The 19712-nt window shown below is 71.0% G+C and carries 19 protein-coding genes and 1 tRNA gene; 10 read left to right on the top strand and 10 right to left on the bottom strand.

All coding sequences use genetic code 11. From position 1 onward, the window contains the following. From AC3A3H_RS00925 to AC3A3H_RS00915, 3 genes are all read left to right on the top strand, one after another. The coding region (locus AC3A3H_RS00925; RefSeq protein ID WP_487612655.1) for a thiamine pyrophosphate-dependent enzyme at positions 1–1012 on the top strand (1012 nt) is incomplete at its 5' end. Positions 1013–1117: 105 nt separating this feature from the next. Next, the gene (locus AC3A3H_RS00920) at positions 1118–3115 is read left to right on the top strand and encodes a cellulose binding domain-containing protein (protein ID WP_487612654.1); all 1998 of its coding nucleotides are present in this window, start codon (positions 1118–1120) and stop codon (positions 3113–3115) included. Positions 3116–3192: 77 nt separating this feature from the next. Beyond that, positions 3193–3969, top strand: a complete 777-nt coding sequence (locus tag AC3A3H_RS00915) for an IclR family transcriptional regulator (protein WP_487612653.1) — start codon at positions 3193–3195, stop codon at positions 3967–3969. Positions 3970–3985: 16 nt separating this feature from the next. On the opposite strand, the gene AC3A3H_RS00910 is transcribed toward AC3A3H_RS00915, so the two are convergent. From AC3A3H_RS00910 to AC3A3H_RS00900, 3 genes are all read right to left on the bottom strand, one after another. Beyond that, entirely contained in the window at positions 3986–5935 is a 1950-nt protein-coding gene (locus AC3A3H_RS00910; protein WP_487612652.1) for an FAD-binding monooxygenase, read from the bottom strand. Between the two features lie 155 nt (positions 5936–6090). Continuing rightward, positions 6091–6163: transfer RNA gene (locus tag AC3A3H_RS00905), tRNA-Thr, on the bottom strand. Positions 6164–6242: 79 nt separating this feature from the next. Then, positions 6243–7142 carry a DsbA family protein gene (locus AC3A3H_RS00900; protein WP_487612651.1) on the bottom strand — a complete coding sequence of 300 codons (900 nt, stop codon included), beginning with the start codon at positions 7140–7142 and terminating at the stop codon, positions 6243–6245. A gap of 347 nt (positions 7143–7489) precedes the next feature. On the opposite strand from AC3A3H_RS00900, the gene AC3A3H_RS00895 reads away from it, so the two are divergent. The 3 genes from AC3A3H_RS00895 (at position 7490) to AC3A3H_RS00885 (ending at position 10495) form a co-directional block, all read left to right on the top strand. Next, positions 7490–8584 carry an ABC transporter ATP-binding protein gene (locus AC3A3H_RS00895; RefSeq protein WP_487612650.1) on the top strand — a complete coding sequence of 365 codons (1095 nt, stop codon included), beginning with the start codon at positions 7490–7492 and terminating at the stop codon, positions 8582–8584. A gap of 92 nt (positions 8585–8676) precedes the next feature. Then, complete coding sequence (locus tag AC3A3H_RS00890) at positions 8677–9981, top strand: DUF4032 domain-containing protein (protein WP_487612649.1); 1305 nt, start codon at positions 8677–8679, stop codon at positions 9979–9981. A gap of 85 nt (positions 9982–10066) precedes the next feature. Continuing rightward, positions 10067–10495, top strand: coding sequence for a DUF4190 domain-containing protein (locus tag AC3A3H_RS00885; RefSeq protein WP_487612648.1), 429 nt, complete (start codon positions 10067–10069; stop codon positions 10493–10495). 28 nt (positions 10496–10523) lie between these two features. On the opposite strand, the gene rlmB is transcribed toward AC3A3H_RS00885, so the two are convergent. From rlmB to AC3A3H_RS00870, 3 genes are all read right to left on the bottom strand, one after another. Next, positions 10524–11546, bottom strand: coding sequence for a 23S rRNA (guanosine(2251)-2'-O)-methyltransferase RlmB (gene rlmB / locus AC3A3H_RS00880; RefSeq protein WP_487612647.1), 1023 nt, complete (start codon positions 11544–11546; stop codon positions 10524–10526). Beyond that, positions 11543–12976: a cysteine--tRNA ligase gene (cysS, locus tag AC3A3H_RS00875; RefSeq protein WP_487612646.1), complete on the bottom strand. Its 1434-nt coding sequence runs from the start codon at positions 12974–12976 to the stop codon at positions 11543–11545. The genes rlmB and cysS overlap by 4 nt, the downstream gene beginning before the upstream one ends. A gap of 95 nt (positions 12977–13071) precedes the next feature. Continuing rightward, positions 13072–13455, bottom strand: a complete 384-nt coding sequence (locus AC3A3H_RS00870; RefSeq protein WP_487612645.1) for a nuclear transport factor 2 family protein — start codon at positions 13453–13455, stop codon at positions 13072–13074. A gap of 74 nt (positions 13456–13529) precedes the next feature. Between AC3A3H_RS00870 and AC3A3H_RS00865 the strand changes: the two genes are divergently transcribed. Then, positions 13530–13868, top strand: a complete 339-nt coding sequence (locus AC3A3H_RS00865; RefSeq protein ID WP_487612644.1) for an ArsR/SmtB family transcription factor — start codon at positions 13530–13532, stop codon at positions 13866–13868. Then, on the top strand, positions 13861–14301 hold the full coding sequence (locus tag AC3A3H_RS00860) for an SRPBCC family protein (RefSeq protein WP_487612643.1): 441 nt from the start codon (positions 13861–13863) through the stop codon (positions 14299–14301). Before AC3A3H_RS00865 ends, AC3A3H_RS00860 begins: the two co-directional genes overlap by 8 nt. Before the next feature lie 17 nt (positions 14302–14318). Here the strand turns inward: AC3A3H_RS00860 and ispD are convergent, their stop codons facing one another. Together ispD and AC3A3H_RS00850 are read right to left on the bottom strand one after the other, a co-directional pair. Further along, positions 14319–15479 (bottom strand): 2-C-methyl-D-erythritol 4-phosphate cytidylyltransferase, encoded by a 1161-nt coding sequence (ispD, locus tag AC3A3H_RS00855; RefSeq protein WP_487612642.1) that lies wholly within the window; start codon positions 15477–15479, stop codon positions 14319–14321. A gap of 94 nt (positions 15480–15573) precedes the next feature. Continuing rightward, positions 15574–16056, bottom strand: a complete 483-nt coding sequence (locus AC3A3H_RS00850) for a CarD family transcriptional regulator (RefSeq protein ID WP_021763858.1) — start codon at positions 16054–16056, stop codon at positions 15574–15576. Positions 16057–16234: 178 nt separating this feature from the next. On the opposite strand from AC3A3H_RS00850, the gene AC3A3H_RS00845 reads away from it, so the two are divergent. Continuing rightward, complete coding sequence (locus tag AC3A3H_RS00845; protein ID WP_487612641.1) at positions 16235–16738, top strand: hypothetical protein; 504 nt, start codon at positions 16235–16237, stop codon at positions 16736–16738. A 79-nt stretch (positions 16739–16817) separates the two neighbouring features. On the opposite strand, the gene AC3A3H_RS00840 is transcribed toward AC3A3H_RS00845, so the two are convergent. Next, a complete protein-coding gene (locus tag AC3A3H_RS00840) occupies positions 16818–17501 on the bottom strand; it encodes a response regulator (RefSeq protein WP_487612640.1) in 684 nt (227 codons plus the stop codon). After that, positions 17498–18649, bottom strand: coding sequence for a sensor histidine kinase (locus tag AC3A3H_RS00835; RefSeq protein WP_487612639.1), 1152 nt, complete (start codon positions 18647–18649; stop codon positions 17498–17500). Before AC3A3H_RS00835 ends, AC3A3H_RS00840 begins: the two co-directional genes overlap by 4 nt. Before the next feature lie 193 nt (positions 18650–18842). On the opposite strand from AC3A3H_RS00835, the gene phoU reads away from it, so the two are divergent. Continuing rightward, entirely contained in the window at positions 18843–19499 is a 657-nt protein-coding gene (gene phoU / locus AC3A3H_RS00830) for a phosphate signaling complex protein PhoU (RefSeq protein ID WP_487612638.1), read from the top strand. Positions 19500–19712: the final 213 nt, after the last annotated feature.

Here is a 19712-nt window from a genome sequence, read left to right as displayed (position 1 = left end):
GGGCGAAGCGCTCGGCGCCCTCGCCGCGGCGACAGGCGCCCTCACCGCGGGCACCGCGCTCGGCCGCGGCGTGTTCCCGAACGGCCGCTACGACCTCGGCGTGACCGGCGGCTTCGGTGCGGAGGGCGCGATGGCCGCCATCCGCACGGCCGACGTCGCGGTCGTCTTCGGCGCCTCCCTCAACCAGTTCACGATGCGCTTCGGCGAGCTGTTCGCCCCGGGCACGCGGGTGATCCAGGTGGATGTCGCGCCCGCGGCGAGCCACCCGAACGTCGGCGCCTTCCTGCGCGGCGACGCCCGCCTGGTCGCCGAGGCGCTGGTGGTCGAGCTGCGCGCGCTCGGCGCCGCGCCCTCCGGCTGGCGCGAGTCGGTCGACCTCCCCGCCCTCCACGCCCGCGACGCCGGCGACGGCCTGGCGACGGACGGCCGCCTCGACCCGCGCACGGCGGCGGCCCGGATCGGCGAGCTGCTGCCCGCCGATCGCGTGGTGGTCTCCGACGGCGGCCACTTCATCGGCTGGGCGAACATGTACTGGCCGGTCGCCTCCCCTGACCGCATGATCATGGTCGGCACCGCCTACCAGTCGATCGGCCTCGGCTTCCCGAGCGTCGCCGGCGCCGCCCTCGCACATCCCGAGTCCACGATCGTGCTCACGACGGGCGACGGCGGCGGTCTGATGGCACTGGCCGACCTGGAGTCCGCCGTGCGGGTCGCGGGCGGGCGCGGCCTCTGCGTGGTCTGGAACGACGCGGCATACGGCGCCGAGGTCAACCTCTACGGTCTGAAGGGCCTGGCCCAGGGCCCGATGCGCATCCCCGAGGTCGACTTCGCGGGCCTCGGCGCCGCACTCGGCGCGGAGGGCGTCGTGGTGCGGACACCCGCCGATCTGGACGCGCTGGCCCGCTGGGCGGCGCGCCCGGCGGCCGAGCGGCCGTTCCTGGTGCTGGATCTGCGGATCTCGGGCGAGGTGATCGCGCCGTATCAGGAGGAGATCATCCGGGTGAACTCGTGACCGCGCGGTGACACCCCCCGCCGTTCACTGACCGATCCGGCGCGATGGCCGATAGTGAGTCTCGTACCTCCCTTCGCCGTTCCGTCGTAAGTCGTCAGGAGTGCCATGCCCGAGTCAGCGCAACGTTCCGCACGCCACCGGGCGACCGGCCACCGAGTCCGGGCCGCGGTGAGACGGCTGCTCGGGCAGCTGCGCCCGTCGGGCCGGCGGACCTCGCATCGCCAAGCCCTCATCGCGGCTCTCGCCGTCGCGGGCCTGGTCGGCACCGGCGCGATCGCGACCTCGGGGGCGCTCGCCGCCGCGACGCCGCGGGTGAATGTGACCTGGACCACGACGAACTCGTGGACCACCGGCTTCCAGTCCGCGGTCACGGTGGCGAACGGCACCGGCGCGACCCTCAAACCGTGGCAGGTGCGTGTCGACTTCCCGCACACGCTCGTGAGCATCTGGTCGGCCGTCTCCGTCGCCTCCCCCGCCGGGACCCTCACCGCGAGCGGGCCGTCGTGGGCGACCAGCCTGGCACCGGGAGGCTCGGCCCAGTTCGGCCTGACCGCCTCCCGGGCGGGCACGGCGGCGATCGTGCCGACCTCCTGCACCATCGTCGGACTCCCCGCGGGGGTGAGCGTGCCGTGCGCGGTCAACGGTGGGTCCGCGTCCACGCCGACGTCGACACCCACGCCCACGCCGACACCCACGCCGACCATCACACCCTCCCCGACCCCGACCCCGACCCCGACGCCCACCTCGGGCGCCGGCCTCGCCGTGACCTGGACGGTCACCTCCGAATGGACGACCGGTTTCCAGTCGGCGGTCACCGTCGCGAACACCTCCTCGACGACGCTGTCCCCCTGGCAGCTCGCCTTCACGACCGCCGACGGCGTCGTGAGCCTCTGGGACGGCACGGCCGCCGCCACGTCCGACGGCTTCAGCGTGACGGCGCCGTCGTACGCGACCGCACTCGCACCCGGCGCGACGGCGAGCTTCGGCCTGACCTCCAGCAAGGCGGCGGGCGCCCCGCTCGTGCCGACCGCCTGCCGCGCGATCGGCGCCGTACTCCCGTGCTCGATCAACGGCGGCGGAGGCTCGACGCCGAGCCCCACGCCGACGCCCACCCCCACGCCGACGCCCACCCCCACGCCGACGCCCACCCCGACCCCCAGCCCCACCTCCACACCGACCCCCGGCGCAGCCCCGCTGATCGCGCCGTACGTCGACATGGGTCTCTGGCCGACCGCCGACCTCAGTTCGTTCGCCTCTTCGGCGGGCGTGCGCGCGGTCACCGCCGCGTTCGTCGTCGCCGACCGCAGCAGCGCGTGCTCGCCCACCTGGGCCGGTTACACCGCCTACACGATTGGCGGCAGCCAGGACTTCCAGGCGAACCTGCGGGCGTTCCAGGCGCAGGGCGGCCGGGTCGTTGCGTCCTTCGGCGGCGCGATCAACGACGAGCTCGCCCGGGTCTGCACCGATCCGGCCAAACTGCTCACCGCCTACAGCACCGTGGTCTCCCGGTTCGCACTCGACCGCGTCGACTTCGACATCGAGGGCGCCGACGTCTCCGACTCCGTCTCGAACGTCCGCCGGGCCACCGCCGTCGCCGCCCTCCAGCGCGAGCGCGCGGCCGCCGGACACCCGCTGCAGGTCACGCTCACGCTGCCGGTGATGCCGTACGGCCTGCTGGCCAGCGGCCTCCGGACCATCTCCGAGTTCACCGCGGCCGGGGTGCAGCTCTCGGCCGTGAACCTGATGACCATGGACTACGGCACCGGCGTGACCGACATGGGGAAGGCCGCGATCGCCGCCGCCACCGCCACCGCGGGCCAGCTGAAGGGCGTCACGGCCTACGTGTCCTGGACCGACTCCCAGCGACTCGGCCTGATCGCGGTGACCCCCATGTTCGGGCTGAACGACACCGGCGAGCTGTTCACGCTCGCGAACGCCACGACGGTCGGACAGTACGCGAAAGCCAACGGCCTCGCCGGCCTGAGCTGGTGGGAGCTGACCCGCGATCAGCCGTGCACGTCGGGGATCGCCGCGTACATGTGCTCCGGGACGAGCCAGCCGCGGTGGGCGTACTCGCGGGCGTTCGTGGCGGCGGCGGGATGACCACCGGCGACGTGACCCGCGGCGGCTGAGCCCGCCCTCCGCCTCCCCGGTCGCGCCGCATGCGAAAGAATGGGCGCATGGCGAGCACACCGGATGGCGCGGCCGAAGCAGGCGGCCTGAGTTCCGCCCGCCCCGCGGAGGCCACGGCGAGCGCGGATGCCGCGCCCGCCCCGCACTCGCAGACGCTGTCCCGCGGCATCCGCGTGCTGGAGACGCTCGCCGACGCCGAGCGTCCGCTCTCCATCGTGGAGCTCGCCGCCGCCCTCGGCGTGCACCGCTCGATCGTCTACCGGATCCTCCGCACGCTCGAGGACCACGGCCTCGTCGTCCGCAATCCCGCGGGCGCCGTGCTCCTCGGGCCGCGCATGGCCACGCTCGCCCGCTCGGTGTCGCGCGACCTGCAGTCCGCGGCGGTGCCCGAGCTCGGCGCGGTCGCAAACGAGCTCGGGATGACGGCCTTCCTGGCCGTGCTCGACCGCGGCGAGGTCGTCACACTGGTCAGCATCGAGCCGACGCACGCGCACGCGGCCGTCGCCCAGCGGCCGGGCACCCGCCATCCGATCACGACCGGGGCGCCGGGGATCGCCCTGCAGTCCGCGCTCACCGAGGCGCAGTGGCGCGAGCTTCCCGACGGTCACCCGCGGGACGAGGCGCTGGAGGCACGCGGGCGCGGATTCGCGACCAGCCACGACGAGGTCATCCCCGGCCTGGCATCGGTCGCGGTGCCGCTCGTCGTCCACAGCCAGCCGCTCGCTGCGCTGGCGGTCGTGTACGTGGCGAACGGCCGCGACGTGACCGCCATCGGCGCCCGCCTCGCGCGCGCGGCCGCCACGGTCGCCGCGGAACTGCGCTGAACGTCGCCGCCACGGCTCACACCGTCGCCGCCTCCACCCCGTCCGGCACCGCTCCGCCTCCCTCGCGCGCACGGCCGACTCCACCCGCCTCCGCCACCGCCAGGATCGGCGCGAAGAACTCCCCCAGCTCCTCGTACCCCGCCAACGGCAGCACCTGCGCCACGTACTGGTCCGGCCGCACCACCACGATCACGCCGCCGCGGTCGATGCCGCGCGCGTCGAACACGTCGTCCGCCGGCGCCGTCGCGTACACCTTCTCGTAGTCGATCAGCTGAAACGGACCCACCCGCGGCAGGAAGACGTCCGGCACCCGCCCGAGGTCGACGCCGGTGTGGTCCTGCTGGTAGACGACCTTCACGTCGAACCACGCGTCGGCATCCGCACCCTGCGGCGTCGCGGCGAGCGGGGACCGCGGGGAGGCCGCGAGCCAGTCGGCGAACGCCGCCACCAGGGCGCCCTCGCCCGCGGGCGCGGCGTCGGCGAACACGTAGATGCGCCACCGCCCGTCCGCCGTCGCGTGGTGCCCGAGGTGCACGGGATTCGTGTCGCACACCCGTTCCACGATCGGCGACTTGAACCGCTTGCCGATCGGGAACCCGGTCGCCAGCTCCTGATGCCCTGGCTCGCCGACGATCAGCGACGGCCCGTACTCCGTCAGGAACCCGGCGGGGAACTCGGCCGTGCGCACGTAGAAGTCCTCCAGCTCCGACGGGTCCTTCAGGTCCTCCGGCCTGGTCGCCATCAGGGTCGACCACTCCTTGTCGAAGTCGATCAGGTTCTTGGCCACCACGTGCCGCTCCGCCGAGTAGGTCGCCAGCAGCGCCTCCGGACTGCGGCCCTGCAGCACATGGCCGAGCTTCCAGCCGAGGTTGAAGCCGTCCTGGATGGAGACGTTCATCCCCTGCCCCGCCTTGGCGCTGTGCGTGTGGCAGGCGTCGCCCGCGATGAACACGCGCGGGGTGCGCGACCCCAGCGCGTCGAGCGGGACGTCGTCGAACCGGTCGGTCAGCCGGTGCCCCACCTCGTAGACGCTGTGCCAGGCGACGTCGCGCACGTCGAGTGTGTACGGATGCAGGATCTCGTTGGCCTTGGCGATGATCTGCTCCATGCTCGTCGCCCGCACCGCGCCGTGGTCGTCGTCGGCGACGGAGCCGAGGTCCACGTACATCCGGAACAGGTGGCCGCCCTCGCGCGGGATGAGCAGGATGTTGCCGAACTCCGACTGGATGGAGCACTTGGTGCGGATGTCGGGGAAGTCGGTGACCGCGAGCACGTCCATCACACCCCACGCGTGGTTGGCCTGGTCCCCGGCGAGCGTGCAGCCGATCGACTCGCGCACCCTGCTGCGCGCGCCGTCCGCGCCGACCACGTACTTGGCGCGCACCACGCGCTCCTCACCCGCGCTCTCACCCTCGGTGCGCGCGAGCGTCACCACCACCGGGTACTCGCCCTCGTCCTCGACGTGGAGGCCGCGGAACTCCCAGCCGTAGTCCGGCCGCATCCGCGTCGGGCCGTTGCCCATGAACTCGGCGAAGTAGTCGAGCACGCGCGCCTGGTTGACCAGCAGATGCGGGAACTCGCTGATCCCGGTCGGGTCGTCGACGGCACGCGCCGCCCGCACGATGCGGGTCGGGTCGGCCGGGTCCGGCTTCCAGAACGCCATCTCGGTGATCCGGTACGCCTCCGCGGTGATCCGCTCGGCAAACCCGAACGCCTGGAAGGTCTCGACGCTGCGCGCCTGGATGCCGTCGGCCTGGCCGATCTCCAGCCTCCCGCCGCGGCGCTCGATGAGCCGGGTGCTGACCCCGGGGAACTGGGCGAGCTGCGCGGCGGTGACCATCCCCGCCGGTCCCGATCCGACGACGAGCACGTCCATGACCTCCGGCAGCTCGGCGGACCAGGCCGGCCCGGCCGCGGGCAGCACGTGCGGGTCGCCTGACACGTAGCCGTGGTGGTGGAACTGCATGGGTGGCTCCTCACTTCATCGTGATCGCGTGTTCCATATCCGAACGACCGGTTCGAATATCGCGCATCCAGGATAGAGCGAGCAGCGATGACCGACAACCATGTGGCTGCCGGTGCGATGACGGAGAGGACCCGGGAGGAGACCGGGACCAACGGAGCCGACTGCGAGGTTCGAACTCGCGACCGCTCGCTTACAAGGCGAGTGCTCTACCAGCTGAGCTAAGTCGGCGGACATGACGGACGCCCGTCGCGAACCATCCTAGGGGATGCGCGGCGGGCGTCCTGGAGCCGCGAAAGGGCTGCCGGAGTCAGCTCCCCGCGCTCGGCGACGGCGTCGGCGTGGAGGTCGACGAGTACTCGTCGCCCTGTGCCTGGAGCACGAACGCCTTGAAGTCGTCCGCGTTCGTCAGCGAACCGGTGTAGGGCTTGCCGTTGACGAGCACCAGCAGGGCGTTCGTCATCTTCTTCACGCTGGAGTTGGGGATCGGCCCGCTGAGCGCGCGGTCGCTGGCGTTGCCGACCCAGGTCTTGAACCGGCCGTCGCCGACGCAGGAGTCGACGTCCGCCGGGGAGGCGCCCGCCGCCTCCGCGAGCTTCGTGAGCTGGTCGTCGGTCAGCCCGGGACCGCCCTCCGCCGGCTGGTGCTCGAACAGCGACTGGTTGAAGGCCCAGAACGACTTCGGCGAGTAGTTCGCCACGCACGCCGCCGCGTTCGCGGCGCGCAGCGAGTACCGGGTGCCGGCCGAGTGGCTGGTGTAGATCGCCACCGGGTGCATCTCGACGGTCACGGCGCCGTCCTTCACCAGCGGCTGGAGCTGCTTGAGATTCGTGCGCTGGAACTCGCCGCACAGCTTGCACAGGTAGTCGGCGTAGATGCGGATGTCGACCGAGCTGCCGTTGGTGGCGGGCGTGCTGGGGATGGGATTCGCATCGGCCGCGAGCGCCGGGGTCGCCTTGACCTTGAGGCCGGAGCCGACCAGCACGCCGTCGCTGGCCATGTTCTTGGGGCCGGGCACGGTCGGCCGGATGGCCCCCATGATCACCACGGCGACGATGGCCGCGATCGCGAGGACGCCGAGCACGATGCCGCCGGAGAGCAGGGTCCTGTTCCTGCGGTCCTTGCGCTGCTGGGTCGTGCGGAGCTGTCGGGCTTTCTCCCGTGCAGCCGCGCGGACGTCGCCGCTGCGGCTCTCGTCGGGGTCGTTCATGGAACTCATATCGTGGGGGAATCGGCTCTCGGGGGTAGGCGATGCGGCGCGCGGGGGGACGTGCCGCCGGGTGTGGCGTGAGCAGACGCAACCAGAAGACCATATTGCGGCAGTCTGGGAATAGACCAGACATACCCCCCTCACGTCCCGAACGCCAGCTGCGCGTTGCCCCCCGAGTGTGGGCCGCGGCCTCCCGGGGGCCCCTATCACCAGGTGGTAAAACCTGGGCTTCGTATGGCTTACTATGGGGGTCGTGGCATCGACGCCCTCGGACGTCGACGCCACGTCTATTCCATTCACAACGGATCGTCCGGCACGTACCTGCCGGTGAAGGAGACAAAACAACCATGGCGACTGTCACCTATGACAAGGCGACCCGGCTCTATCCGGGTTCCAACCGCCCCGCGGTCGACGCTCTCGACCTCGACATCGCAGACGGCGAGTTCCTCGTCCTCGTCGGCCCCTCCGGCTGCGGAAAGTCCACTTCGCTCCGCATGCTCGCGGGTCTCGAAGAGGTCAACGACGGCAACATCTTCATCGGCGAGCGCAACGTCACCGACGTGCCGCCGAAGGACCGCGACATCGCGATGGTGTTCCAGAACTACGCGCTGTACCCGCACATGACCGTCGCCGAGAACATGGGCTTCGCGCTCAAGATCGCGGGTGTCGGCAAGGACGAGCGCGCCTCCCGCGTCCTCGAGGCCGCCAAGCTGCTCGACCTGGAGCCCTACCTCGGCCGCAAGCCGAAGGCGCTCTCCGGTGGTCAGCGTCAGCGCGTCGCCATGGGCCGCGCGATCGTCCGCTCCCCCCAGGTGTTCCTCATGGACGAGCCGCTGTCGAACCTCGACGCCAAGCTCCGCGTGCAGACCCGCACCCAGATCGCCTCGCTCACCCGCCGTCTCGGCGTCACCACGGTCTACGTCACGCACGACCAGACCGAGGCGCTCACCATGGGCGACCGCATCGCAGTCCTCAAGGACGGCGTGCTCCAGCAGGTCGGCACCCCGCGCGACCTGTACGCCCAGCCGCGGAACGTCTTCGTAGCCGGCTTCATCGGCTCCCCCGCCATGAACCTGTTCACGGCGGACGTCACCGACGGTGGCATCAAGTTCGGCACGACGGTCGTCCCGGTCGAGCGCGACGTGCTCGCCAACGCCGGCAACTCCGTCACCATCGGTGTCCGCCCGGAGGACGTCGTCGTCTCCAACGCCGAGAACGGCGGCCTGAAGGTCGCGGTCGACCTCGTCGAGGAGCTCGGCGCCGACGGCTACCTCTACGGCCACTCCGAGGTCGACGGCAAGCGCACCGACATCGTCGGCCGCGTCGACGGCCGCGTTCACCCGAACGCGGGCGACACCGTGTACATCACCCCGAAGCCGGGTCACGTCCACCTCTTCCACGCGGAGTCGGGCGAGCGTCTCGGCGGCGCCGTCGTCGACTAAGGTCGTCGGAGCGAATCCTCACTCTGCCGCAGTCCGGATCCGGGCTGCGGCAGAGTGCTTTTCCGCCACTACCCGTTCCCGGAAGGCGCCTCATGGCCGGCTCTGTCAACATCACCGCGGCGACCGTCGATCCCGCACTGCTCGATCTGCCCTGGAACCTGCCGCTCGACCAGTGGTCGAACGAGCACATCGCACTGCTGCCCAAGGGCATCAGCCGTCATCTCGTGCGGTTCGCCAACCTGTCCGGCTACGTCATCGCCATCAAGGAGACGACGGCGGAGATGGCGCAGCGCGAGTACGACATGCTGCGCACCCTCCAGCGCCTGGACGTGCCGTGCGTCGACCCGGTCGCCGTCATCAAGAACCGGTCCGATGACGACGGCGACGCGCTGAACGCCGCGCTGGTCACCCGGCACCTCAAGTTCTCGCTGCCGTACCGCGCCCTGTTCTCGCAGACGCTGCGCCCCGACACCGCGACCCGGCTGGTCGACGCCCTCGCCGTGCTCCTGGTGCGGCTGCACATCGTCGGCTTCTTCTGGGGCGACGTCTCGCTCTCGAACACCCTGTTCCGCCGCGACGCCGGCGCCTTCGCGGCGTACCTGGTGGACGCCGAGACCGGACAGATCTACGACGGCGGCCTCTCGAACGGCCAGCGCGAGAACGACCTGGAGATCGCCCGCGTCAACATCGCCGGCGAGCTCATGGATCTGGAGGCCGGCGGCCGCGTGGACGAGGAGCTCGACCCTATCAAGGTGTCGAACGGGATCGTCGCCGCCTACCGCTCGCTCTGGAAGGAGCTGACCGGCAGCGAGTCGTTCTCGTCGTCGGAGCGCTGGCGGATCAGCCAGCGCGTGGAGCGCCTGAACGAGCTCGGCTTCGACATCGAGGAGCTGGCGATCAAGACCTCCGACGAGGGCACGACCGTCCGCATCCAGCCGAAGGTCGTCGACGCCGGCCACCACTCCCGCCGCCTGCTGCGCCTGACCGGCCTGGACACCGGCGAGAACCAGGCCCGCCGCCTCCTCAACGACCTGGACTCGTACTCCGCGACCCTCGGCAAGCGCGGCCTCGACGAGGAGGCGATGGCCCACGAGTGGCTGCTGCGCGTCTTCGAGCCGGTGGTCCGGGCTATCCCGTCCGACCTGAAGGGCAAACTCGAGCCGGCGGAGGTCTTCCACCAGCTCCTGGAGCACCGCTGGTTCATGTCGCAGGCCGAAGGCCGGGACGTCCCGCTGGCGGAGGCGCTGACCTCCTACATCAACAACATCCTCCGCCACCGCCGCGACGAGGCCACGGTGGTGGGCCCGCCCACCGAGACGATCAGCATCCCGGTGATCGGCGGCGCCACGGCCGTCGAGACCGACGACGACGAGGACGACTGGCGCTCGAAGGTCTGACGCCCCGCGCGCCGCCCCCACTCTGGTGGGCGCGGCCCGCGGCGGCCGCCCGCTACGCTCAGAATGTCACAGAGCGAGGAGCACGATGTCCTTCACCGACCAGCCCGACGGTCAGCAGCCCTACGGCCAGCCGCAGTACGGCCAGCCGCAGTACGGCCAGCCGCCGCAGCCGCAGCCGCCGTACGGCCAGCAGTCGTACGGCCAGCCGCAGCCCGGTCAACCGGCAGCGCCGTATCCGTACGCCTACGCGGCCCCGCCCCGGACGAACGTCCTGGCGATCGTCTCGCTGGTGTCCGCCTTCGTGGTCAGTATCGTCGCCGTCATCACCGGCCACATCGCCCTGTCGCAGATCAGGCGCACCGGCGAGGCAGGCCGGGGCATGGCGCTGGCCGGCCTGATCCTCGGCTATGCAGGCACGATCCTCGGCCTGCTGTTCTTCATCGTGTGGCTCACGCTGTTCCTGTCGATCATGAGCCACTCCGGCGCGTTCACGGGCACCGGCAACCCGAGCTGAGCCGAGCTGGGCTGACCTCGGCGCCGGGTCAGCGCTTCGCGCTCTTCGCCTCCGCTCGCAGCTTCGCGATCTCGTAGAGCGCGACGCTCGCGGCGATCCCGGCGTTGAGCGACTCCGTGGTGGCGGAGATCGGGATGGAGACCACCGCGTCGCAGGTCTCGGTGACCAGCCGGGAGAGGCCCTTGCCCTCGCTGCCGACCACGATCACGACCGGGCGGTCGGCGAACGAGAGGCCGGGGAGGCTGGTGTCGCCGCCGCCGTCGAGGCCGAGGACGAAGACGCCCGCCTTCTTGAACTCCTTGAGGGTCTGGGTGAGGTTGGGGGCCATCGCGACGGGCGTGCGCGCCGCCGCGCCCGCGGAGGTCTTCCAGGCGGCCGCCGTCATTCCGACCGAACGCCGCTGCGGGATGATCACGCCTTGACCGCCGAACGCAGCCGTCGAGCGGATGATCGCACCGAGGTTGCGGGGGTCGGTGATCCCGTCGAGCGCGACGAAGAGCGGCGTCTCGCCCTTGCGCAGGGTGAGGTCGAGCAGCTCGCCCGGGTGGGCGTACTCGTACGGCGGCACCTTCAGCGCGACGCCCTGGTGCACGGCGTCGCGGCCGGCGAGCCGGTCGAGCTCCGGGCGCATGATCTCCAGCACCGGGATGCCCCGGCGGGTGGCGATCGAGAGGATCTCCTTCGTCCGGTCGTCCATCTCGACCCGCGCCGCGATGTAGAGGGTGGAGGCCGGGATCGCCGCGCGCAGCGCCTCCAGCACGGAGTTGCGTCCGGTGACGATCTCGCTCTCGTCGCCGGTCTTCGCCCGGCGGGCCGCGCCGGAGGCGCCACGAGGCGCGCCGTCCCGGCCGCCGCGCTGCTCGGCCTTCGCCGCCGCGCGCTCCCGGAGCTGCTTGTTCTTGTAGGCCACGTGGTACTCGCGGTCCTCGGCCTTCGGGGTCGGGCCGCGGCCCTCCAGCGCCTTGCGGCCGTGGCCGCCGGTGCCGACCTGGGCGCCCTTCTTGCCCTTCCTCACGGCCCCGGCACGGGGCTTGCCACCTGAGTTCTTCATGCTTCGATGCTCCAATGCGACCCCGACGGGGTGTCTTCGATACTGATTCCCGCGGCGGTCAATTCGTCGCGGATGCGGTCTGCTGCCGCGAAGTCGCGCGCCTGCCGCGCATCCTGCCGATCCGCGAGCAGGCGGTCGATCAGGCTGGCGAGCGCGTGCTCGGCCGTGCTCGAACCGGCGGTGCGCCACTGCGGCGAGAGCGGGTTGATGCCGAGCACCTCGGTCATCGCGAGAACGTGGCCACGCGCGGCCGCGGCCGCCTCCAAGTCTTCCGCATCCAGCGCCGCGTTTCCTGAACGCACGGTGTCGTGCAGCACGGCGAGCGCCTGCGGCACCGCGAGGTCGTCGTCCATCGCCTCGGCGAACGCGCCGGGCACGACCTCCACGCCGCTGCCGGCGAACCGTGTGCCCGAGAGCCGCCGGTCGACCCGCTCGAAGAAGCCCGCGATGCGGTCGAGTGCGGCCTCGGCCTCGCTGAGCGAGCCGTCGTGGAAGTCGATGGTGGAGCGGTAGTGCGCCGAGCCGAGGTAGTAGCGCACCACCAGCGGCCGGGCCGCGCCCAGGAGGTCGGCCGCGTAGACCGAGTTGCCGAGCGACTTGCTCATCTTCTGCCCGTTGACGTGCACGAGGCCGTTGTGCACCCAGTACGACGCGAACGCGTCGCCGAGGGCCGTCGACTGCGCGATCTCGTTCTCGTGATGGGGGAAGCGCAGGTCGAGGCCTCCGCCGTGGATGTCGAACTGCGGCCCGAGGTAGCGGCGCGACATCGCCGAGCACTCGATGTGCCAGCCGGGCCGGCCGTCGCCCCACGGCGACGGGAACGCCGCCGACGCCGGCTCGTCGCTCTTGCGTCCCTTCCACAGCGCGAAGTCGCGGGGATCGCGTTTCGCGCGCGGGTCCGCGTCGGCCGCGGCCTCCATGTTCTCGATGCTCTGCCTGGTCAGCTCGCCGTACGACGGCCAGCTCCGCACGTCGAAGTAGACGTCGCCGGAGCCGTCTGCGGCCGCGTAGGCGTGGCCGCGCTCGATGAGCCGCGCGATCAGCTCCTGCATCTGCGGGATGCTCGCGGTCGCGCGCGGCTCGTAGGTCGGCGGCTGGATCCCGAGCGCCGTGTAGGCGGCGGTGAACTCCAGCTCGAACCGGTAGGCGAGCGCCCACCACTCCTCCGAGCCGCCCTGCGACTGCGCCGCCAGTGCGTTGACGAGGATCTTGTCGTCGATGTCGGTGACGTTGCGCACCAGGGTGACGTCCAGCCCGCGGTAGCCGAACCAGCGGCGCAGCTGGTCGTACACCAGGGCCGAGCGCAGGTGCCCGATGTGCGGCGACGACTGGACCGTCGGCCCGCAGACATACATGCCCACCGCACCGGGGTGCAAGGGGACGAAGTCGCGCAGGGCGCCGGCCTTCGTGTCGAAGAGTCGCAGAGTCACGGCACAAGCCTACGGGTCGGGCAATGCGCCCACCTCATCCATGACCGAAGTGGTGGACAAGTCGGCCGGCGCGCGTGACTGTGGAGGACTACCGGCTACCGGCTGGCGGCGCGCGAGGCGAGGGCCTCGTTGACCGGCGCGAACCTCACCCTGTCGAAGATCAGCTCGATCGCGGTGATCCTCCCGTCGCGCACCGTCACGAGTTCGACGCACGGCACCGCGCCCGCCGGGGTGTCGGTCACGAAGTCGTACACGACGCAGGCGCGATCCCCGTCCGCGAACACTTCTCGAACGTCGTTCCGCACCAGCGCGGGCAGCAGTCGCTCGAGCGCCTCCAGCCAGCCCTGCTTCCCGATCGTCCCTCCGGCGAACACCGCCGCCAGCCCGTCGGAGAGCAGCGCGTCGACCGCCTCCAGATCATGGGCGCCGACCGCCTCGATGTACGCGCGCCCGATGGTCGCGCTGTCCTTCTCCGTCATCTCGTTCTCCCTTCCACAAACCAGAGTAAGTACAAACGTTGATTTGTGCTAGTCTGGATTCCGACAGGAGGCCCATGCCACAGACCGCCGGGGACCGTTCGCTCGACGCAGCTCTCACCGCGCTCGCCGACGCGAACAGGCGCGCCATTCTCGCCGCGCTCCGCGCCGGCCCGACCCCCGTCGGGCAGCTCGCCGGCGAACTCGGCCTCTCGCAGCAGGTCACGTCGCATCACCTCGGCGTGCTCCGTCGCGCAGGCCTGGTCTCCGGCAGTCGCGACGGCACCCGGCATCTCTTCGTAGTGGACACCGACGGCCTCGCCGCCGTGCGTTCCTACCTCGACGAGTTCTGGCCGAGCCACCTGGCCGCACTGAAGGCGGCCGTCGAGGGCCGGCAGGAGGCGTCCGATGGCTGAGCACGTCGCGGCGATCGACATCGCGGCTCCGCCGGACGTCGTCTTCGCCTACCTCGTCACGCCCGCGGGCCTGACCTCGTGGATGGGCCAGCACGCCGTCCTCGACCCGCGCCCGGGCGGCGAGTTCACAGCCGACATCGCCGGGAGCCCGATCCGCGGCGAGTTCCTGGAGGTGGACGAGCCGCACCGGGTGGTGGTCAGCTGGGGCCTGGCCGGCAGCGCCGACCTGCCGCCCGGAGCCTCCACGGTCACGTTCACGCTGACGCCGATCACGATGGGCACCCGGGTGCAGGTGCACCACGCCGGCCTTCCCGAGCCGCGCGTCGCCGGCCATCGCGCGGGCTGGGCCCACTTCCTGCCGCGCCTCGCGCTCGCGGCGGCCGGAGAGGACCCGGGCGTGGACGACTGGAGGCCGCTCGCGGCAGGGAGCTGATCAGCACAGGGATCTGATCAACGCGGGAACAGCAGCGCCGTCGCGAAGACGGCGATCCCGTCCCCGCGCCCCGTGAAGCCGAGCCCGTCCGTCGTCGTCGCGCTGACGGAGACCGGTGCGCCGAGGATCCCGGACAGGAGCCGCTCGGCCTCCACCCGGCGCGGCGCGAACTTCGGCTTCTGCCCGATGAGCTGCACCGACACGTTGCCGATCCGGAAGCCCGCCTCCTCGACCAGCCGGCGGGTCTCCGTGAGGAACACCTCGCCGTGCGCTCCCGCGAACCGCGGATCGCCCGTCCCGAACACCCCGCCGATGTCACCGAGCCCGGCCGCCCCGAGCAGGGCGTCGACGATCGCGTGGCTTGCGGCGTCGCCGTCGCTGTGCCCCGACAAGCCGGGCTCCCCCGGCCAGTGCAGGCCGGCCAGCCAGAGCTCGGCGGACGGGTCGAACGCGTGCGTGTCGGTACCGAGTCCGATCCGCGGCGCACCAGAAGGCGCCAGGAGGTCGCGCGCGCGCTGCAGGTCCCACGGCGTCGTGATCTTGAAGGCCTCCGTCGCCCCCGGCACCACCGTCACGCGATATCCGGCCGCGGCGACGAGCCCGGCGTCGTCCGTCTCGTCGGTGGTCGCCGCGGCATATGCGGCCAACAGCTGATCGCGCGGGAAGCCCTGCGGGGTCTGCACCGCGGCCAGCGCCGACCGGTCGACGGTCTCGTGCACCGCTCCGTCGCCGGTGACGCGCTTGATCGTGTCGCTGACCGGGAGGCCGGGGATCACGCCGTGCCCGGTCTCGAGCACGGCCTCCACCACGGCGTCGAACAGTGCGGAGGGCGTGAGCGCCCGGGCGGCGTCGTGCACGAGCACCACGTCCACCTCGTCACCGATCACGGCGAGCCCCGCCGCGACCGACTGCTGGCGCGTGGAGCCTCCCGCCACGACCTCCACAGGCCGGCCGAAGACGAGCCCGGCGATGTCCGCGGCCTCCGCAGCGCGGTCGGCGGGCACGACGAGCACCGCGTCCACCTGCGCCCGCATGCCGCGCACGGCATGCAGCGACCGCTCCAGCAGGGTGCGCCCTCCGAGCTCCACGAACGCCTTCGGCACCTCCGCCCCCAGGCGCGTGCCCGAACCGGCTGCGACGACGACGACCGCAACGCGCGGCCCAGAGTTGCTGATCACGTCACGAGACTACCCGGACAGCGCCCGGGCCCCGCAGATGCCGAAAGCCCCGCTGCGCGGTGCAGCGGGGCTGTCGAAGCAGGTGAATCGCGGGTTAGGAGGCGAGCACCTCGTCGAGGAGGCTCGATGCCTTCTCGTCGTCGGTCTTCTCCGCGAGGGCGAGCTCCGAGATGAGGATCTGGCGTGCCTTGGCGAGCATGCGCTTCTCGCCGGCGGACAGGCCGCGGTCCTGATCACGGCGCCACAGGTCGCGGACGACCTCGGAGACCTTGATGACGTCGCCCGACGCCAGCTTCTCCAGGTTCGCCTTGTAGCGACGGGACCAGTTGGTGGGCTCCTCCGTGAACGGGGCGCGCAGCACCTCGAACACGCGGTCGAGGCCCTCCTTGCCGATGACATCCCGCACACCGACCAGATCCACGTTCTCAGCCGGGACCTCGATGGTCAGGTCGCCCTGAGTCACGTTGAGCTTGAGGTACAGCTTCTCTTCACCCTTGATGATTCTTTTCTTGACCTCGGTGATCGTTGCAGCACCGTGATGGGGGTAAACGACGGTTTCGCCAACCTCGAAAAGCATAGATATGTTGTCCCTTCAGCAACGAATAGGATACCACACCAGGCACATGCTAAGGTTCGCCCCCGCGCTCCCGGGGAGGCCGGGAAGCCCTGTCGGCATACGGTAAACTCGTCGAGAAAACCGCTTCGTAACAGGGCATCACCGCGCCGTCGAGCGGAACGATCGGGAGGGTCATCCAGTGAAAGCTCGCGTCGCGGCGTCCATCGTCCTCGCCCTGGCGGTCGCAGCCGGTACAGCCGGTTGCGGGTTCATCGCACCGCAGGCCACCACGAAGCACTACGACGCGAGCGACGGCGTGAGCGGCAATGTCGGGCAGATCGACGTGCGCAACGCCTTCATCGTCACCGACGGCGTCGGCGGCAAGGTCGGCAACCTCGTGGTGAGCCTGGTCAACACCGACACCAAGAGTCACCGCGTCGCCATCACGTCCGCCGGCTCCGGTGCCGCTGCGTACGTCACCGTCGAGCCCGGCCAGGTCAAGAAGGTCGGCACCCAGCCCGACAAGGCCTCCGCCAGCAACGTCTTCCTCACCCCGTTCGAGGCGCTGCCCGGCAGCAACTACCCGGTGTACTTCCAGTACGGCGACGCGACCGGCGTGAAGCTGCAGGTCCCGGTCCTCGACGGAGGCCTCCCGGATTACAAGGCCCTCGTGCCGCCGACCATCCTGCCGGCCCAGGGCTGAGCGGACGGCCGCACGGCACACACGAAGCCGCCCTCGCGAGTCGCGAGGGCGGCTTCGTCGTTCCCGGCGGCGGCCGGCCTCAGGCGTTGAAGCGGTAGCCGAGCCCGCGCACCGTCACCAGCATCTGCGGGTCGGACGGGCTCTCCTCGATGCGTGAGCGGATTCGCTTGATGTGCACGTCGAGCGTCTTGGTGTCGCCGAAGTAGTCGCTGCCCCACACCCGGTCGATGAGCTGACCGCGGGTGAGCACGCGCCCGGCGTTGCGCAGCAGCAGCTCCAGCAGTTCGAATTCCTTGAGCGGCATGGAGATCTCGCCGCCCTTGACCGAGACCGTGTGGCGGTCGACGTCCATGCGGACGGTGCCGGCCTCCAGGATGCCGTCGTCCTCCAGCTCGGCCTCGTCCACGCGCCGTCGGAGGACGGCGCGGATGCGCGCCAGCAGCTCGCGCGACGAGTACGGCTTGGTGACGTAGTCGTCTGCGCCGAGCTCGAGGCCGACCACGATGTCGACCTCGGAGTCCTTGGCGGTCAGCATGATGATCGGGACGTTGGAGCGCGTGCGGATCTCCCGGCAGACCTCCGTGCCGGGGATGCCCGGCAGCATGAGGTCGAGCAGCACCAGGTCGGCGCCGCCGCGGTCGAACTCGGCGAGCGCCGTCGGGCCGTCTTCGGCGACCGTCACCTCGTAGCCCTCGCGCTTGAGCAGGTACGCGAGCGGCTCGCTGAGCGCGGCCTCATCCTCGACGAGCAGGATGGCTGTCACAGGTTCTCTCCAATCGGGGGACGGACGGTGGCGGCCTCTGGCAGCCGGATGGTGAAGGTGGAGCCTCGGCCGGGCTGCGACCAGACGCGGACCTCGCCGCCGTGGTTCTGCACGGCGTGCTTGACGATCGCAAGCCCGAGGCCCGTGCCACCGGTATTGCGGGAGCGGGCCTGGTCCACCCGGAAGAAGCGCTCGAACACGCGGTCGAGGTCGTCCTCCGGGATGCCTTCACCCTGGTCCGTGACCGCGATCTCGACGACGCCGTCGACCGTGCGCACGCCGATCCCGATCCGGGAGTCCTCCGGCGAGTACTGGATGGCGTTCGAGATGAGGTTGTGCACGGCGGTGACCAGCAGCGCCTCGTTGCCGATCACAGTGGCGTCCTTCTCGCCGCGCATCGCGATCTCGATCTGGCGCGACTCGGCCGCGACCTTGTTCTGGTCCACGGCGGCGCGGACGACCTTCTTCGCCGACAGCTCCTCGGCGTCGCCGATCGCGTCGGCGGCCTGCAGGCGGCTCAGCTCGATGATGTCCTGCGTGATGCGGGCGAGGCGGGAGGCCTCCTCGCTGAGCCGCAGCGCGAAGCGGCGCACCTGGTCCGGGTCGTCGGAGGCGTCGTCCAGGGCCTCGGCCAGGAGACTGACCGCGCCGATCGGCGTCTTCAGCTCGTGGCTGATGTTCGCCACGAAGTCGCGGCGCACGGACTCCAGCCGGAATGACTCCGTGCGGTCCTCGGCCAGCAGCAGGATGTAGCGGGAGCCCAGCCGCGCCACACGCACGCTCAGGTGGATGTTGGCGTCGCCGAACGGCCCGCGCGCCAGCTCGCACTCCTCGGTGACCGGCTCGCCGGTGCGGCGCACCCGGTCGACGAGCTCGATCAGGTGCGGGTGCACGAGGGCGCCGTTCCAGACCAGACCGATCGCATGCGCGCCGGGGGATGCCTTGATGACGTTGTTCGAGGGGTCCAGCACGACTCCGGCCGACTCCATCGCGTCGAGGACTTGGTCCACACCGTCCGGGACGGCCGGATTGGACACGGCCGCCGCATGGTCTCCGCGGCGTGCGGCGATGTGGAGGATCCAGACGAACCCCGCGCCGACGACCAGCCCCAGTCCCAGCGAGAGCAGCACCAACCAGGCGGAGTCCATACCCAAAGCGTAAGTGACGCAGGAGGACGCGCCGTGACCGATCACGCTCTCCGCCGCGTGTTTTCGCGGGTACGTTAGATACTGTTCAGCCCTACGGCACCATCCGTTAACCTCCCGAAGCGAGCATGCTGAGCGGGGTCGACTGACCTCTGTATCCCGCGTGCCCGCGCACGCCCAGGAAGGACCTCATCCCATGCGCGAAGTTTTCCAGCAGGAGCTGGCCGACGTCCAGGACCGGCTGGTCGAGATCGCCGAGCTGGTCGTCCGCTCGATCCGCGGCGCCACGGAGGCGTTCAACGAGTCGGATGTGTCCCTCGCCGAAGAGGTGATCGCCAACGACCACCACATCGACGAGCTCACGGTGCTCCTCGACGAGCTCTCGATCCAGATCCTCGCCCGCCAGCAGCCCGTCGCCCGCGACCTCCGCATCGTCGTCAGCGCGTTGCGGATCAGCGCGTCCCTCGAGCGGATGGGCGACATGGCCGAGCACATCGCCCAGCTCGCCCGCTACCGTTTCCCCGACAAGGTCGTCCCGAAGAGCCTCCGCTCGACGTTCGCCGAGATGGGCCGCCTGGACGTGCAGATCGCCGAGAAGCTCGCCGCACTGCTGCGCAGCCAGGACATGCGGCTCGCGGACGAGATCCGCAACGACGACGACGACATCGACGAGCTGCACGCCAGCGTGTTCGACAAGGTGCTCGGCGAGACATGGAAGGGCCAGGCGGTGGACACCGTCGACGCGACCCTCGCCAGCCGCTACCACGAGCGCTTCGCGGACCACGCAGTCTCCATCGCCAAGAAGGTCCAGTACCTCGCAACCGGCGACTGGGCCCCCGAACTGGCCGGCTGACCCACTGACCCTCGCCGAGGCGGCGGATACTCCGCCTCCTCGGCGGATTCGGCCGCAGTTCGTGCCGTCTCGGCGGCTCTCAGGCGAGCGGGATGCGGGCGGCGACGCGGCGGCGGGCGCCGGGGGCGCGCTCGACGAGCGCGAGCTCGGTGAGCGCGGTGTGGTCGCCGGGCGCGAGTGCGCCCCCGGGCTGGTCGCTCGCGTGCGGGCGGT

Source organism: Leifsonia sp. Soil_N53, from assembly GCF_057655165.1.
Note: the sequence above shows the minus strand (reverse complement) of the source record. Positions and strands in the feature narration are given on the sequence as shown.

Bases quoted from the DNA above. Each gene is read 5' to 3' on its own strand.
- AC3A3H_RS00865 (WP_487612644.1), top strand. From the start codon at position 13,530: ATGCCACAGACCGCCGGGGACCGTTCGCTCGACGCAGCTCTCACCGCG.
- AC3A3H_RS00910 (WP_487612652.1), bottom strand. From the start codon at position 5,935: ATGCAGTTCCACCACCACGGCTACGTGTCAGGCGACCCGCACGTGCTG.
- AC3A3H_RS00890 (WP_487612649.1), top strand. From the start codon at position 8,677: ATGGCCGGCTCTGTCAACATCACCGCGGCGACCGTCGATCCCGCACTG.
- AC3A3H_RS00850 (WP_021763858.1), bottom strand. From the start codon at position 16,056: ATGCTTTTCGAGGTTGGCGAAACCGTCGTTTACCCCCATCACGGTGCT.
- phoU (WP_487612638.1), top strand. From the start codon at position 18,843: ATGCGCGAAGTTTTCCAGCAGGAGCTGGCCGACGTCCAGGACCGGCTG.
- AC3A3H_RS00835 (WP_487612639.1), bottom strand. From the start codon at position 18,649: ATGGACTCCGCCTGGTTGGTGCTGCTCTCGCTGGGACTGGGGCTGGTC.
- rlmB (WP_487612647.1), bottom strand. From the start codon at position 11,546: ATGAAGAACTCAGGTGGCAAGCCCCGTGCCGGGGCCGTGAGGAAGGGC.
- AC3A3H_RS00920 (WP_487612654.1), top strand. From the start codon at position 1,118: ATGCCCGAGTCAGCGCAACGTTCCGCACGCCACCGGGCGACCGGCCAC.
- AC3A3H_RS00895 (WP_487612650.1), top strand. From the start codon at position 7,490: ATGGCGACTGTCACCTATGACAAGGCGACCCGGCTCTATCCGGGTTCC.
- AC3A3H_RS00885 (WP_487612648.1), top strand. From the start codon at position 10,067: ATGTCCTTCACCGACCAGCCCGACGGTCAGCAGCCCTACGGCCAGCCG.
- AC3A3H_RS00915 (WP_487612653.1), top strand. From the start codon at position 3,193: ATGGCGAGCACACCGGATGGCGCGGCCGAAGCAGGCGGCCTGAGTTCC.
- AC3A3H_RS00900 (WP_487612651.1), bottom strand. From the start codon at position 7,142: ATGAACGACCCCGACGAGAGCCGCAGCGGCGACGTCCGCGCGGCTGCA.
- AC3A3H_RS00870 (WP_487612645.1), bottom strand. From the start codon at position 13,455: ATGACGGAGAAGGACAGCGCGACCATCGGGCGCGCGTACATCGAGGCG.
- AC3A3H_RS00860 (WP_487612643.1), top strand. From the start codon at position 13,861: ATGGCTGAGCACGTCGCGGCGATCGACATCGCGGCTCCGCCGGACGTC.